The organism is Ensifer sp. ENS10 (assembly GCF_014852025.1).
Taxonomy (GTDB): Bacteria; Pseudomonadota; Alphaproteobacteria; order Rhizobiales; family Rhizobiaceae; genus Ensifer.
Window position 1 is genome coordinate 15,608 of record NZ_JACVAS010000003.1, and the last position, 14,204, is coordinate 29,811.

Annotated in this window: 12 protein-coding genes and 1 pseudogene; 3 read left to right on the plus strand and 10 right to left on the minus strand. The window is 62.8% G+C overall.

All coding sequences use genetic code 11. The annotated features are described in order from the left end of the window. Window positions 1-24: 24 nt before the first annotated feature. The 4 genes from IB265_RS13400 to IB265_RS13415 form a co-directional block, all read right to left on the minus strand. Window positions 25-825, minus strand: a complete 801-nt coding sequence (locus IB265_RS13400; protein WP_057248495.1) for an SDR family oxidoreductase — start codon at window positions 823-825, stop codon at window positions 25-27. Window positions 826-1,233: 408 nt separating this feature from the next. Beyond that, the gene (locus IB265_RS13405) at window positions 1,234-1,449 is read right to left on the minus strand and encodes a hypothetical protein (RefSeq protein ID WP_057248496.1); all 216 of its coding nucleotides are present in this window, start codon (window positions 1,447-1,449) and stop codon (window positions 1,234-1,236) included. A 223-nt stretch (window positions 1,450-1,672) separates the two neighbouring features. Next, entirely contained in the window at window positions 1,673-2,410 is a 738-nt protein-coding gene (msrA, locus tag IB265_RS13410; protein WP_057248497.1) for a peptide-methionine (S)-S-oxide reductase MsrA, read from the minus strand. Between the two features lie 10 nt (window positions 2,411-2,420). Next, on the minus strand, window positions 2,421-4,190 hold the full coding sequence (locus tag IB265_RS13415; protein ID WP_057248779.1) for a cytochrome c biogenesis protein DipZ: 1,770 nt from the start codon (window positions 4,188-4,190) through the stop codon (window positions 2,421-2,423). Between the two features lie 253 nt (window positions 4,191-4,443). Here IB265_RS13415 and IB265_RS13420 point away from each other — a divergent pair. After that, window positions 4,444-4,653 (plus strand): annotated as a pseudogene (locus IB265_RS13420) (TrmO family methyltransferase); the annotation flags it as partial. Window positions 4,654-4,709: 56 nt separating this feature from the next. On the opposite strand, the gene IB265_RS13425 reads toward IB265_RS13420, so the two are convergent. From IB265_RS13425 to ligD, 6 genes are all read right to left on the minus strand, one after another. Continuing rightward, complete coding sequence (locus tag IB265_RS13425; RefSeq protein ID WP_057248498.1) at window positions 4,710-4,916, minus strand: molybdopterin-binding protein; 207 nt, start codon at window positions 4,914-4,916, stop codon at window positions 4,710-4,712. Between the two features lie 132 nt (window positions 4,917-5,048). Continuing rightward, complete coding sequence (gene xth, locus IB265_RS13430; RefSeq protein ID WP_057248499.1) at window positions 5,049-5,822, minus strand: exodeoxyribonuclease III; 774 nt, start codon at window positions 5,820-5,822, stop codon at window positions 5,049-5,051. A gap of 13 nt (window positions 5,823-5,835) precedes the next feature. After that, window positions 5,836-6,477: an alpha/beta fold hydrolase gene (locus IB265_RS13435; protein WP_057248500.1), complete on the minus strand. Its 642-nt coding sequence runs from the start codon at window positions 6,475-6,477 to the stop codon at window positions 5,836-5,838. A 1-nt stretch (window position 6,478) separates the two neighbouring features. Then, window positions 6,479-7,561, minus strand: a complete 1,083-nt coding sequence (locus IB265_RS13440) for a tetratricopeptide repeat protein (protein ID WP_057248501.1) — start codon at window positions 7,559-7,561, stop codon at window positions 6,479-6,481. Next, the gene (locus IB265_RS13445; protein WP_057248502.1) at window positions 7,561-8,451 is read right to left on the minus strand and encodes a Ku protein; all 891 of its coding nucleotides are present in this window, start codon (window positions 8,449-8,451) and stop codon (window positions 7,561-7,563) included. The genes IB265_RS13440 and IB265_RS13445 overlap by 1 nt, the downstream gene beginning before the upstream one ends. Window positions 8,452-8,477: 26 nt before the next feature. Then, window positions 8,478-10,940 (minus strand): DNA ligase D, encoded by a 2,463-nt coding sequence (gene ligD, locus IB265_RS13450; RefSeq protein WP_057248503.1) that lies wholly within the window; start codon window positions 10,938-10,940, stop codon window positions 8,478-8,480. A 145-nt stretch (window positions 10,941-11,085) separates the two neighbouring features. Here ligD and IB265_RS13455 point away from each other — a divergent pair, with 145 nt between their 5' ends. Both IB265_RS13455 and IB265_RS13460 read left to right on the plus strand, forming a co-directional pair. Next, window positions 11,086-11,733: a TetR/AcrR family transcriptional regulator gene (locus IB265_RS13455; RefSeq protein ID WP_192494825.1), complete on the plus strand. Its 648-nt coding sequence runs from the start codon at window positions 11,086-11,088 to the stop codon at window positions 11,731-11,733. A gap of 155 nt (window positions 11,734-11,888) precedes the next feature. Continuing rightward, the gene (locus tag IB265_RS13460) at window positions 11,889-14,159 is read left to right on the plus strand and encodes a methyl-accepting chemotaxis protein (protein WP_192494826.1); all 2,271 of its coding nucleotides are present in this window, start codon (window positions 11,889-11,891) and stop codon (window positions 14,157-14,159) included. The last annotated feature ends 45 nt before the right edge of the window (window positions 14,160-14,204 follow it).

Genomic DNA, 14,204 nt, shown 5'->3' on the forward strand with positions numbered 1-14,204 from the left:
GAGGAGCCCGGAGGCAGATCGGGGCTATCCCCCGATGTTGTAGCGAGCTGCGGGTGCGCTCCTTGAAAGGTTCGGCATGAGTTTTTGCCGAGCCGCCTCATAGGCCGCCCAATCAGCGGCCTCCGGCAGCGCCGGGATGGTGATCACTTCGCCCTGATCGAGACCGGCAAGCGCGGCATCAACCATGTCTTCGGCCCGCATGACGATCTCGCTTGGAACATGTTCGAGCGGCGTGCCGGCAATGCCCCAGAAGTCGGTCGCAGTCGCACCCGGCAGCACGGCCTGGATGCGGATGTTCTTGTCGGCAAGTTCCTTCTGCAGCGACAGGGTGAACGCCAAAACGAAGGCCTTCGTGCCACCGTAGACGCCGTTCAGGAGTTCGGGCGCAACGCCGACGATCGAAGCGATGTTGATGATCGTGCCGGCGCCGCGCGCGGCAAATCCGGGCGCGGCCGCATAGGTCAGCCGCGTCAGCGCGCTGACGTTGAGCGTGATCATCTCCTCCATCTTGTCGACATCGGATGAGAGCAGCGGTGCGGTGGCACCAACACCCGCATTGTTGATCAGCACCGTGATGCTCGCGTCGTCCCGGAGGATCTTCTCGACCCGCCTGACATCGTCCTTGTTCCCGAGGTCCGCAGCGACGACCTCGATGGCGCGCCCGGTCTCGTCCGCCAGCCGGCTGGCGAGCCCATTCAAGCGCTCACGGTTGCGGGCAACGAGGATCAGGTCGAAGCCGCGGCGCGCCAGACGATCGGCATAGATCGCGCCGATACCGGAGGACGCGCCGGTGATAAGTGCCGTACCTTTGGAATTCCTGCTCATTTCAAGCTCCTTTGCCTTGGTTGGAGCCTCGATGGTAAGACGAAACGCCAATGGCTCAAATGTCGTAATTCCGACGTTTTAGGCCACGCCCACCTTCACCGACTGCAACGCCGTGTCGGAGGGATGCGAACCAACCTTCGCCGTGACCATGCGTGGGCGGTGTATCGGAGATGTGTTCTGGAGCGGCGTCTGTGTACCTCAATGTTTGATCGGCCGAGCACAACGGCAGAGCGATACGAAATGCTCTGGGGTTCAAAGCGAACGGGGCCGTGGAGATCAGCAAAAGAAGACGGGGCCGACGCAGCGTCGACCCGCTCCAGAACCTTTCATCCGCCCATCGGCTTCGCTGCGAAAATCCACCTTGATTGGCTTCAAAGGTTCGCGCCGCCAGCTTTCGCGGTGCGGTGATCAATCGAAGAACGGGTTGGCAAGCTCCTCGTGCGGAGCCTCCGGCAGCAATCCTCCGTCCTCAATCGCGGCCGGCTGCGGCCGCGCCGCGGCCGTTGCGGACGCCGGAATGGCGACGAGCGCCGCAAGAAGCGAGGGCTCTCCCGGGTCGCTGTCCCAGGCGCATGGCGCCGCCGCGAGGACGACTATGGCGAAAGCTGTTGCGAAAATGCGCATGATGTCTCCTTCCGTTGATCATGGCGGCAGCGACGCGTCCCGTCACCACGGGCCCAAGCCTTGCTCACCGCCAGAGTGTCCTTTGGGCGTATCGCGGATGTGTGCGGGCGGCCGCAAAACTGTATCCTTGTGTAGAAGGCCGACTTGGCCCGACCCCTTGCAAGATCCGTTCGAAACGTCACGGGTCTGGTCGTGCTCGCGATCCACACAAGCCCACGATCGGCTACGACGCGCTGTCTGCGACAAGCACCGGCTTCTCGCGATAGAGGCTCGGGAACAGGCGGTGCAGCGCTTCTATCTTCGGTTGCTCGTAGAGGACCACATAGGGCTGGCCTGGATTGTTGTAGACGTAGTCCTGGTGATAGGCCTCCGCTTGATAGAAAGCCTTGCCGGGTTCGATGGTCGTCACAAACGGCCGGGCAAAGACGTCCGCCGCGTTCAGCTGCGCGATGTAGTCGGAAGCGACCTTCGCCTGCCCTTCATTGCGCGGGAAGATCGTCGATCGATACTGCGGGCCGCTGTCCGGCCCCTGTCCGCCAAGCTGCGTCGGATCATGCGCAACCGAGAAATAGATCTCGAGAAGCTGCCCATAACTGATCCTATTGGGATCGAAGGTAATCTCCACCGCTTCGGCGTGGCCGGTGGTGCCGGTTTCCGTCTGTTCGTAGGTCGCCGTCTCCGCGCTGCCGCCGGCATAGCCGGATCTGACGCCCGTGACGCCGGCCACATGCTGAAACACGGCTTGCACACCCCAGAAGCAGCCGCCTGCGAGCACTGCCGTCTGCCTTGTCTCCGTTGAAGCGACGTCATGGAGCGCCTTGGGAATGGGTTTGGCCTGCTGCGCCGCCGTTTGTTCGTCGAAGGCGAACGTCAGCCCGCCGCCAACCATTGCCAGCGCGACGAACAGACGTCGGGAAAGGGCGGGCAAGCGGCGCCCACGCTGGTGTTGTTTGTCGGTCATCTGTGAACTCTCATCCAAAAGTGAAAACGAAGGCTTCCGCGCCGGGTTCGAGAAAGCGGATCTCGAAGGTCCGTTCCCGCGCCGCGCCTGACTGGCGCACGAGCTGATAGAGGCGGGTCTCCGTGACGGTCCCCCTGCCGGACGCGTCGATATCCGAGCCACGGTCTGCTGCGGGTGCCACACCATCCACCGTCACCTGAAACGGGATCGGCTTACCGCCGGCGCCAGGCCCAAGCACCAGATGCAGATCGCGAGCGCGGAACCGGTAGGTGATACCGCCGCCCGCTTCGTTGACACGGGCCTGCTCGGCCTCGACTGTCCAGTTGCCGGTAAGGCCCCACTCGTTGAGACGCGGGCTATCGACCGTATAGCGCTTGGCGCTGTCTGCGGAGACGCCCTCCGGAGACACGAAATTCGCGGCCCGCTCATACCCGAGGTAAGTCTCGCCCGATCCGAGCCGGGAGAGGTCGGGCGAGGCTTCGGCGCCCTTTGCATCCGGTTTGACGAAGTTGTTTTCGGCCTTCCGCTTCCCCGCGGCCTCCGCCAGCAGATCCTGGATCACCCGCTCGGAACCTTCATAGTCGCCCTCGCCGAAATGCGTGTAGCGGATCTGCCCTTCGGCATCGATGAAGTAGTGGGCCGGCCAGTAGCTGTTGGAGAACGCGCGCCAGATGGCGAAGTCGTTGTCGATCGCCACCGGATAGGTGATCTTGAAGTCACGCACCGCCTTTTCGACGTTGCCGATCTGCTTTTCAAAGGCAAATTCCGGTGCGTGAACACCAATGACGACCAGACCCTGATCCCGGTACTTCTCGGCCCAGGCCCGCACATAGGGGATGGTCCGGATGCAGTTGATGCAGGAGTAGGTCCAGAAGTCGACAAGGACGACCTTGCCGCGAAGCTCGGCCGGGGTCAACGGCTTGGAATTCAGCCACTGAACGGCGCCGTCGAGCGACGGGAACGGACCTTCGACCGGGAGGTCGCTGCGATAGGCCGCCTGTCTCGTATCCTTAGCGGCAAGGGTCATGCGGGTGCTTGCGACGTCGGCAGGCGCCGCATTGGCGCGCAGGCGATCGAGGATCGACTGTTCGAAGCCCGAAGTGCTCGCATAGGAAAGCTGCGCCAGCAGGCCGGTGTCCAGCCCAAGGGCGATGGCCGCAACGCCGGCCAGCACCGCAACGCCGAGGCCCTGGCGGATGCGGTCGCCAATGCCGAGGAAGCGCTTCATCGCCGCGAACACTCTGGCGCCGGCAAGAACGGCAAGCGCCAGCGAGGTCGCGGCGCCTGCGGCGTAGGCGCCAAGCAAAAGCGTCGTCTGCACGTTCGCGCCGTTCAGCGCCGCGCCGGTCAACACCAGGCCGAGCACCGGTCCGGCGCAGGGTGCCCAAAGCAATCCGGTCGCAACACCGAGCAGGATGGCGCCGCCGACGCCGCCCTTCTCCCCGGTCGCAGCCTTTCTCGACAGCCGGTTTCCCAGCGCCACGAGTGGGCCAGTCACAAAAGCTGCGGCACGCGTCGAAAGCAGTGTTACGCCGAAGACCGCCAGTAGCGCGATCGCGGCGTAGCGGCCAAACGCGTTCGCCTGGACCGCCCAGTTGCCGCCGAGCGCGGCAAGCGAGGCGATGCCCGCAAAGGTCACGGTCTTGGCGAGCAGCATCGGAAGTATGCTGGTGGAAAAGGGCTGGCCGGCGCGGGCAAACACGAATGGCAGGACCGGCAGGATACAGGGACTGACGATCGTCAGGACGCCTGCAAGATAGGCTACAACAAAGAGGAGCATCATCGTCTCTCCGCATTGGATCAATGCCCCGAGGCAGTGATCACTTGACATGTGCGGCAGAGGACCATCGCGACGTATCGCGGATGTTTCCGATCGATGGAGATTTGTATCTCAGTGCAACAGTTGCGGCGTATGCGGGGCGGCGGCACGTCGCGACACACGATCGCGGCCAGATGCTCGCTCGACCGGGTGAGCACAGATGGACCAAAGCAAAAGAGGCCAGGACGGTCCCGGGCTCGATTGTCAGATAGCGGTGCACGGCACCTTTTCACTGCGCTCGCCCGTGCGCCCCAATCTGATCGGCACGTCGACCGTCAAGCTTGAAGCTGTGGAAGGCTCAACGCTGCTTGTCCGCAGTCTCGATTGCCTCGACGGCACGACCCCGTTCAAGCCGATCGCGCCGCCGCAGCGCGGCGACTTCGAGGCCGGCGACAGCGGCCCACATAATTGCCAGAAGGCGTGATCGATCAAGATTTGGGTGGGCGCGACGGAAGACCCACGCGCCCTTCCTGAGAATTGTCAGTCAGTCCCGACCATGACGTCCGAAGCCTTGATGACCGCATAGGCCTCGCCGCCGACCTTTAGACCCAACTCGTCGACCGACTCGTTGGTGATTGCAGCAGTCACGATCGAGCCGCCGACGTCGATACGAACGTGGGCGGTGGTAGCGCCCTTGATCACTTCGAAGATCTTGCCCTTGAGGCGATTGCGTGCGCTGATTTTCATGCGGCTCTCCTTCGTGGTTACCTTGGACGTTCGCGGTCGCCGTTTCCATCCACCTGCCGCAGCGGGTGTAATCCGGATAAGGGTTGCGAATAGCGCTGACGCTCTCAGCTTCATTCCCGCAATACAGCCAGCTCAATCGCGCAACGTGATCCAAACCGGCGCGTGGTCGCTCGCGCCCTCCATGCCGCGAACCTCGCGGTCGATGCCGGCGCCAATGAGCTTGCGGGACAGCTTGCGGCTGAGCAGCATATGATCGAGCCGGAGCCCGGCATCGCGCTGCCACCGGTTCCGGCGATAGTCCCAGAATGTGAAGAGCTGTTCCTTCGGATGGGTCTTGCGCAGCGCATCCAGCCAGCCGTGGTCGAGGAGCGTACGGAACGCAGCACGGCTTTCCGGCTGCACCAGCGCGTTGTCGTCGTAGGAGGTTGTCGGGTAGATGTCGCGCGGCTCCGGCACGATGTTGTAGTCGCCGGCAAGCACAACAGGCAGATCGAGGGCGAAGAGCTCGGCGGCGTGTTCGGCCATTCGCTCATGCCAGGCGAGTTTGTAGGCGAACTTGGGGCCGGGCTGCGGGTTGCCGTTGGGGGCATAGAGGCAGGCGACCAGGACGCCGCTGACGGCAGCCTCGATGTAGCGCGCCTGGTTGTCCGAGGGATCACCGTCGAGCCCGACGCGAGTCAGGACCGGCGCGCTGTCGCGGGCGAGGATTGCCACGCCATTCCAGGCGGATTGTCCCTGCCAGACGGCGCCATAGCCGGCCGCCTCGACCGCCGTGCGTGGAAACTGGCGGTCGGTGGCTTTCAGTTCCTGCAGGCAGACAATGTCAGGCTTGGTTTCGCCAAGCCAGGCGATCAGGTTTTCGAGCCGCTTGTTGATGCCGTTGATGTTGAAGGTGGCGATCTTCATCCCGGCAAACAGATCAGCGCGTCAGTCGGGCGGCCCAGGCCGCCACCGCATCGGCCACGGTCCTCAAATGATCGGCGGTTGAAAAGCCGGAAAGGCTCTTGCGCGGCTTCAGGTCATGGTCGCCGTCCTCGAGCCATAGGACTTCGATCGCGTCGGAAAGCGTATAGCCCGGAACCTCCTCGCGCGTGCCGAACTCGTCACGGGTACCCTGGCAAATCAGGGTTGGCGTCTTCAGCCCAGCCAAATGTTTGGTGCGCAACTGCTCCGGCTTTGCCGGCGGGTGGAAGGGATAGCCGAGGCAGAGCAGCCCGGTGATCTTGCCGGTCGCATGGAGTTGGTCGGCGACCATGCTCGCAACTCGCCCACCCATCGACTTGCCGCCGATGATGAGCGGCCCCTTCGCATCAAGCGCTTCGATGGCGGCGACATATTCCGGATTGAGCGTCTCGGCGCGCGGCGGGGGCTTGCGCCCGTTCGACGTCCGCCGCGCCGCCATGTAGCCGAACTCGAAGCGGGCGACGCGGAAGCCGGCGGCAGCAAGCGCCTTGGCGGTCGCAGTCATTGACGCGGAATCCATCGGCGCGCCGGCGCCATGGGCAAGAAGGATGGTGACGGGCGCATCATCAGGTCCGTCGAAAAGGAATTTGTCGCCCATATCAGCCCGCTGTCCTTGGATGGCCTTGCAGATCGACATATTGCACGCCGCGTTCCGCCGTTCGCGCCCATTCGCTGTCGCTATCGAGTTCGAGATAGCGACTCCACCAGCGCCTGGCTTCACCGAGATCACCGGCATCGAATTCGAGCTTCGCCAGATTGAAGACAGCGTCGGCATAGTCGCCGTCGAGCTCGATTGCCTTCCTAAGGTGCCTGCGGGCAGTGTCGATCCGTCCCCGTTCACTCATCAGCCCGGCGAGGTTGAACCAAGCCTCGACGAAGGATGGATCGAGTTTGATGGCACGGGCGTAGTCATGCGCCGCATCCAGCTCCCGTCCTGCAGCCTTCAGGCAATTGGCACGATTGAAAGCCGCAACCGAATCCGTCCGGTCCATGGCGAGATAGCGCTGATAGAAGGTGGCGGCCTCCTCGTAGTCGCCATTCGCCTCCGCCTCCTCGGCCAGATCAAAGAGATCTTCCAGGGCGGCATCGGGCGTGCCGAGATCGAAGAGCAATTGCCCATTGAGCTCGCTCAGCCCCTCGGCACTCCGCGCGTAGATCGCATCGGGACCGCCACTATGCAGCGAAAGCGCCGTTAACGACGCGACCTGTCCCGAACGATGAACGGATCGGACGATGGCGCTCCAATTCGCACCGCTTCCAATCAGTTCCGCATACTTTCTGGCGAGGATGAGATCACGGAACGAAAAGGGCTCGCTGTCATGCTCGAAAGCATCGAACAGGGACAGGAGATCGAAGGTCCGCGGAGAAAGCTTGGCCTGATCGATCAGAGACTGACGTGTGAGTGCGGACGCTCCAGGCACCGACATCAGCCCGAGAAGCCGGAGGAAGCCGTTCTCGCTGACGAGCCATCGCCCCGCCGCATTTTCCGCATCGAAACGGGCTTCGATCTCCGCTTCGCTCGACTTCGCCAGCAGGTTCCGGCCGAACACCAGATACGTCGTCTGGCGCGTAACGCCGCGCCGCAAGTGGCCGAACTGTCGCTCCACTTCCCGCGCCACAAGTCGCCGCGGGAAGGCCGAGAGGCCCCCGACGATACCGAATGTCTGGCCTGCAACCGCCATCAGGCTTTCTTCTTCGCGGTCGGTTTTGCCGCCGTCCGCTTGGCCGCAGCCGGAGTTGCAGCCTTGGCCGTTTCCTTCGCCGCCGGCTCGGCCTTGGACTTGCTCTTTGCCGGTGGCTTCGACTGCGACAGGCTCGCCTTCAGGGCATCCATGAGATTGATGACGTTGCCACGTTCCGGCGCTGCCGCAATGATCGGCTTATGACCTTTAAGCTTCTCTCGGATCATCTTCATCAGCGCGATCTCGTAGCGGTCCTCGTAGTTCTTCGGATCGAAGACCGTCATCTTCTGCTGGATCAGCGCTTCGGCAAGCTGCAGCATTTCGGGGTCGGGATGGCCGACGGGGATATTGCCAAAATACTCAGCGGTTCCACGCACTTCGCTCGGGTTTCTCAGAGTACACACGAACATTCCGGTTTCGCGTGAACCGATCGTCACAACCCGCTCCCGGCTCGAAAGCACCAGACGCGCGATTGCGAGCTTGCCGCTTTTTTTCAACGCCTCACGCAGCACGACGAAGGTTTCCTCCGCCATCGCGCCGTCGGGCGCCAGGTAATAGGGCGCGTCCTGGTAGATCACATCGACGGAGCCTTCATCGACGAAGGCCTCGATGTTCATGGTGTGGTTGGATTCGATCCTGACGCTTTCGAGATCGGCGTCCTCGATGATGATGTATTTCTTGTCTTCGTATTCGTAACCCTTGACCAGATCGGAGCGCTCGACAAGGCCGAGCTCCGGGTCGACCGGCTTCATGTTGATCCGGTTGTGGGTGTCCTTGTGAAGCTGATTGAAGCTGATGCGTTCGCTCGAGCTGGTCGCCGGATAGAGCCTCACGGGGCAACTGACGAGACTGAGTTTGAGATAACCTTTCCAACTTGCCCTGGGCGCCATGATTGTCTCCTACGCGGCCAAACGCATTACGTCCTCGTTTCGGACAGAAGCGGCAAATCCTTGGCAAAGTCGTCGATATCCGCCCAGGGATCGCCGAATGTATCCAGAAGTCCAGGCAGCGAAGAATAATTCAAATCCTCCGGAGCGTCGATAGTCTCTAGATCCGCCCAGTTGAGCGGCGTCGAGGCGGGCAGATTTGTGCGTGCACGCAGCGAATAGGGTGCCGCCGCCGTATGGCTGCGGGCATTACGATGAAAGTCGATGAAGATCCGCTTGATGCGGTTCTCCTTGCCCATCGTGGTGGTGAAGGTCTGGGGCGCGGTTGCAGCCAGCCGCGTCGCGATCGCACTCGTCACCTGGTGCGTCTTCTTCCAGTCGAGTTTCGGCGTCACCGGCACGACCACATGGATGCCGCTGCCGCCGGATGTCTTGACGAAGGGAACGAGGCCGAGCGCCTCCAGCTCACCGCGGATATGGACGGCCGCCTCGACGACATCGCGCCAGGCGATGCCCTGGCCGGGATCGAGATCGAAGACGATGCGGTCAGGTTTTTCAAGCCGCTCGCGCTTCGTGCCCCAGCTATGAAGCTCGATCACGCCGAACTGAGCGAGCGCCAGATAGCCCTTCGTGCCTTCGATCGAGAGGAAGGAATTGGTTTCGCCCTCGGAGTTGGTCGAGTTGAAGCTGATGATCGAGGGTGGCATGCCGGTAAAGGGATGACGCTGGAAGAAGCAGTCTGCACGTTTTCCCGTCGGGCAACGGAAGAGAGACACCGGCCGACCGAGGATATGCGGCAGCATGAAGTCGCCGACGAGCGCATAGTAGACGGCAATGTCGAGCTTGGTCGGCCCGGATTTGCCGAACACTCGACGATCGGCGTTGGTGACGTGGATGCTTGCGAGATCGGCATCCGTGATCAGCCGCCTGCGCGTTGCCCGCGCCGGTGCGGAAAGCTCGACATCGCGAAGCCCCTTGAACACCGCATGGCGCAGCACATTGTCGGTCGTGCGGTTGGAATAATGGATACGGGCGCTCAGCACCGGCCGAACCCAGGTGATTTCCTTCGGCGCGCCTTCCAGCGCCGCCGCGTCGCCGCGCAACGCCTCCAGCCGGGTCAGCAACTGCTTGGCGGTCGCCGCATCGAACCCGGTTCCGACCTTGCCGCGATAGTGCAGCTCGCCCTCCTCCCACTCGCCGAGAGCGAGAGAAGCAAGGCCTTCGGCCGCCTCGGAAGTGGTGTATCCGGCGATCACGAAATCACCGAACTGGAGCGCCTTCGTCTTGGTCCAGGTCTGCGTGCGGCCGCTCCGGTAGGGTGCCGAGGCGCGCTTCGAAACGATCCCCTCCAGCCCCAGCTCCGAGGCTTGTTCGTAAAGCCCGTGTCCATCGCCTTCGACATGGTCGCTGAACTGGATGGCCGAACGGCTGGAAACCTGCCCCTCGAGCAGTTGCGCCAGCAGCGCCTTGCGCCTTTCCAACGGGACCTCGGTCAGGTTCCACCCTTCGAGATGGAGGATATCGAAAGCATAGAAGACGAGCTTGCTGTCGACGCCTGTCGAAAGCGCGTCCTGCAAGAGCGCGAAGCGGCTGATGCCCTTGTCGTCTAGTACGACGATCTCTCCGTCGATGATCGCTTCGCGGCAGGGCAGCTTCTGGAAGGCATCGGGAAGGTCGCCGTAGCGCTTCGTCCAGTCCAACCCGCTGCGGGTGATGAGCCTGACGTTGCCGCCCGAAATATCCGCCATCGTCCGATAGCCATCGAACTTGATTTCATGCAGCCAGACTTGGCGGTCTGGCGGACCGCCCGGCGGCTTCGGTGTTGGGCTGGCAAGCTGCGGCTCGATCCGGTGCGGCTTTAGGCCCTTCACCGCACCCGGCAGCGCGCCGGGTTTAAGAACGACCCGCTTTGCCGGCTTCTTCGGCGGCTCGACCAGTTCCTCGATCCGCCTGCCGCTTTTCACGCTTTCGGGACGCGACGTCAGGATGTCGACATCAGGGTCGGCTGCAAGGTCATGTTCCTTGAAAAGCAGCCAGTTACGTTGGTCTTCCTCACGCTGCTTCGGTTTCAGCCGCGTCAGCATCCAGCCGCCATTGAGCTTTTCGCCGGCCAGACGAAACTTGAACGCGCCGGTCCTCAGGCTCTTGTCGATATCGTCCATCGGCGCCCAGACGCCGGTATCCCAGACGATCATCGGCCCGCCGCCATACTCGCCTTCCGGAATGACGCCCTCGAAGTCGATATAGTCGAGCGGATGATCTTCGGTCTCGACCGCCAGACGCTTGTCGGCGGGATTGAGTGACGGCCCCCTGGGGACCGCCCAGCTTTTCAGCACATCACCGACCTGAAGCCTGAGATCATAGTGATCGGCCGTGGCGTGATGCTTGTGCACGACAAAACGATTGCCCTCCCCGCCGGTTCTCCCGGCAGGCTCCGGCGTCCTGGAAAAATCCCGCTTCGCGCGGTAGGCCGTGAGCTTCGACGTCGCCATATGGCAAAGCTAGGGCGTGTTCGCAGAGGTCGCAATATCCGCCAAAAACAGGGAACTGTGCGGCTATGCACACGCCTGCTTCGGAAAACATTTGCTTTCCCATCTGGCAACGACTAAAAATCGCCAAGGAATTTGGAAAGTCCACATGGTCGAAAAGCAGAAATCGGCGCGTTCCCGCGGCCGACCCCAGGTCCGATCCGACGACGAGACCCGCAAGGTGATCATCCTTGCCGCCGAAAGGCAATTCTGCGACCTCGGTTATGAGACCGCCAACATCAACGTTATCGCCCAGAATTCCGGCGTCTCCACCAAGACGCTCTATCGCCTCTTTCCCACCAAGGCCGATCTCTTCGAACGTGTCATCGCCCTCAGGATCTCTGAGTTCGCGCTCGAGGCCGACGAAGAGCATCTCGACGCCATGAGCGTGAAGACCGGTCTCGTGCAGTTGCTTGCCGCCTATGGGCACCTCGTGCTGGCGGCAGACACGATCGCCATCATACGTCTGGTGCTCGCCGAGGCGGAGCGCTTTCCGGAGATCGCTGCCACCTTCTGGGAGCAGGCAATCGAGCGGACAAACGCAACGCTGGAGCGCTGGCTCAGGGCGCAAACGACTCTCGGCCGCCTCGTGATCGAGGATCCGTATCTGGCGGCGGGCATGCTGCGCGGCATGATGGCGATGGAGCCGCAACGCGCCGTCATGATGGGCCGCATCGGCAGCATTGACGAAGCGACGATCATGGCGCGCGCTGAGAGCTGCGCGAAGGTCTTTCTGACCGGCACCCTGCCGAGATAAGTCCACGGCTAAACTTTCGCCTCGTCATCCGGACGTCATCAAACTGTAACATGCGACCGTATAACTCTCCGCGCGGGAGATCTCCCGCCGGGCGCATGAGGCGTCGCGACCAGCCCTTTGGCATGGCCTCCTCTCCTTGAAGCCCGGTGATTGTTATGCGTTTGTCCGCGAAGCTACCCCTCGCAGCGGCGGCTCTGGCTGCCTTCTCCATCGCTGCCACCAGTCTTGCCAGCCTGACCGTCAGCGGCGACCTGTCGTCGCGCGCGGCGATCGAGAAGCTGGAGGCGCTCGCCGATGCCCGCCGCAACGAGCTTCGCCACTATCTCACCACCGTGGAAAACGACCTGCGCAATCTGCAGGCGCAGAAATCCGTCGCCAAGGCGCTCAGCGATCTGAATGGCGCTGCCGCCAAGTTCGGCGACAAGGCCGAGAGCGAATTGCAGCGCCGTTACCTCACGCAAAACCCCAATCTCGATGACAAGCGCGCGCTCTACAGTACCGCTGGCATCGACGACTACGACGCGCTCCATGCGCACTATCACCCGTATTTCCGCCGCTTCGCGGAAGCCCACGGCTATCGCGACGTGCTGCTCGCCAATCTCAGCGGTGACGTTGTCTACTCCCTCAACAAGAAGGGCAACTTTGCCGTCAGCCTCAAAGACGGCTCCTGGAAGGACACGGGGCTTGGTCGCATCTTCCGCGAAACCGCCGAGGGAACAGACAAGAGCAAACTGGCCTTTGCCTCCTACGAGGCCTATGCACCGCTCGGCGGCAGCCCCGCGGCGTTCATCGCCATCCCGCTGGAATCGATCGACGGTAAGATCGGTACCTTGATCCTGGAGATGCCGGACGCGCGCATCGGAGAGATCGTCGGCAACCGCACGGGCCTTGGCGAGACTGGCGAAACGATCCTTCTCGACGGCAACGGATTTTTCCTCACTGACAGCGCCACCACACCCGACAACGATATCCTCAAGGCCCGGGTCTCGCCGGACCAGCCGGCGGAAGATGTCATCGTCAGCAGTAGGCTCGCCGATTTCCGCGGCGAGGAAGTGCAGATGGCTGCCACAAGCCTCGATGCTTTCGGCACTCGCTGGACCATGGCCGCGGTCATGACGTCACGGGAAGCCTTTGCCGCCGTCACCGCCTTGCGCAACTGGACGCTCGCGACGGCTCTGGCCGTCCTCGCGGCAGCGCTGGCAATTTCCATCTGGTATTCACGCCGGCTGACGCGCCCGATCACCGGCCTCGTTCAGGACATGAGCCAACTCGCCGACGGCGACACGACGATCGGCGGCGTCGGCCGGAACCGCAAGGACGAGATCGGTGACATGGCCCGTTCCGTCCTAGTCTTCCGCGACGCGCTTCTCGATCGCGCCCGCCTTGAAACCGAGGCGGCGGAAACGCGGACCATGATCGAAGAGGAACGACAAGTCCGAGAGATGACCCAGTCCGAGGTGGCGCGCCAGATCAACGAGGCCGTAGAGATGCTGGCGTCGGGGCTCGAACGGTTGTCGCATGGCGACCTGACTGCACGCATCGACCGGCCCTTCGGCGCCGGTTTCGACCGTCTGCGCTCGGACTTCAACCTGTCGCTGGAGAGCCTTGCCGTCACGCTTGGCGACGTGAAGGCGAGAAGCGCTGAGATCGACGGCGAGACCGGCGAGATGCGCGACGCCATCGGCCAGCTCGCCAAGCGCACCGAACATCAGGCGGCGACATTGGAAGAAGCAACCGCGGCCTTGAGCGCAATTACCGCCACCATCGGGCGCACTGCCGAACACGCTACATCGGCGACGACGATCGCGGCTGCCGCCAAGGCGAGCTCCGACCGCTCGGGCCAGGTGGTCATGAACGCTGTCGGCGCCATGGCTCAGATCGAAAAGGGATCGGTCGCCATTTCCCAGATCATCGGAACCATCAACGACATCGCGTTCCAGACCAACCTGCTGGCCCTGAATGCGGGGGTCGAGGCGGCCCGTGCCGGCGAAGCGGGCAAGGGCTTTGCGGTCGTCGCGCATGAAGTGCGGGAGCTGGCACAGAAATCCGCCCTCGCCGCCCGGGAAATCAAGGCGATCATCACCACCTCGGCAGAGGAAGTGACGAAGGGCGTTTCGCTGGTTCGGGCGGCAGGCGATGCGCTCGACGAGATCTCCGGCCAGATCCATGCCATCAACGAGCAGACACAGCAGATTGCCGGCGACGCGCGCGACCAGGCGAACGACCTGCAGCACATCAACCAGACCATGCTGTCGCTGGACGCCGTGACGCAGCAGAACAATGCGATGGTTGAAGACAGCACCGCCATGACTCTTCGGCTCTCAAGCCAGGCATCCGGCCTCTTCGATCTCGTCGAGCGCTTCCGTACGGCATCCGGCGCGCACAACCGGACGGAGACAGACGCGCGCCTCCGACTGATCGCTTGACACCTGTACAGGCCCGCGCGCTGTCGCGGTCCCGTATCGGAAGGC

What these genes read in the sequence shown, in the direction of transcription:
- IB265_RS13460 (WP_192494826.1), top strand. Translation starts at nt 11,889, where the DNA reads ATGCGTTTGTCCGCGAAGCTACCCCTCGCAGCGGCGGCTCTGGCTGCC.
- IB265_RS13400 (WP_057248495.1), bottom strand. Translation starts at nt 825, where the DNA reads ATGAGCAGGAATTCCAAAGGTACGGCACTTATCACCGGCGCGTCCTCC.
- xth (WP_057248499.1), bottom strand. Translation starts at nt 5,822, where the DNA reads ATGAAGATCGCCACCTTCAACATCAACGGCATCAACAAGCGGCTCGAA.
- IB265_RS13435 (WP_057248500.1), bottom strand. Translation starts at nt 6,477, where the DNA reads ATGGGCGACAAATTCCTTTTCGACGGACCTGATGATGCGCCCGTCACC.
- IB265_RS13415 (WP_057248779.1), bottom strand. Translation starts at nt 4,190, where the DNA reads ATGCTCCTCTTTGTTGTAGCCTATCTTGCAGGCGTCCTGACGATCGTC.
- msrA (WP_057248497.1), bottom strand. Translation starts at nt 2,410, where the DNA reads ATGACCGACAAACAACACCAGCGTGGGCGCCGCTTGCCCGCCCTTTCC.
- IB265_RS13455 (WP_192494825.1), top strand. Translation starts at nt 11,086, where the DNA reads ATGGTCGAAAAGCAGAAATCGGCGCGTTCCCGCGGCCGACCCCAGGTC.
- IB265_RS13405 (WP_057248496.1), bottom strand. Translation starts at nt 1,449, where the DNA reads ATGCGCATTTTCGCAACAGCTTTCGCCATAGTCGTCCTCGCGGCGGCG.
- IB265_RS13425 (WP_057248498.1), bottom strand. Translation starts at nt 4,916, where the DNA reads ATGAAAATCAGCGCACGCAATCGCCTCAAGGGCAAGATCTTCGAAGTG.
- IB265_RS13440 (WP_057248501.1), bottom strand. Translation starts at nt 7,561, where the DNA reads ATGGCGGTTGCAGGCCAGACATTCGGTATCGTCGGGGGCCTCTCGGCC.
- IB265_RS13445 (WP_057248502.1), bottom strand. Translation starts at nt 8,451, where the DNA reads ATGGCGCCCAGGGCAAGTTGGAAAGGTTATCTCAAACTCAGTCTCGTC.
- ligD (WP_057248503.1), bottom strand. Translation starts at nt 10,940, where the DNA reads ATGGCGACGTCGAAGCTCACGGCCTACCGCGCGAAGCGGGATTTTTCC.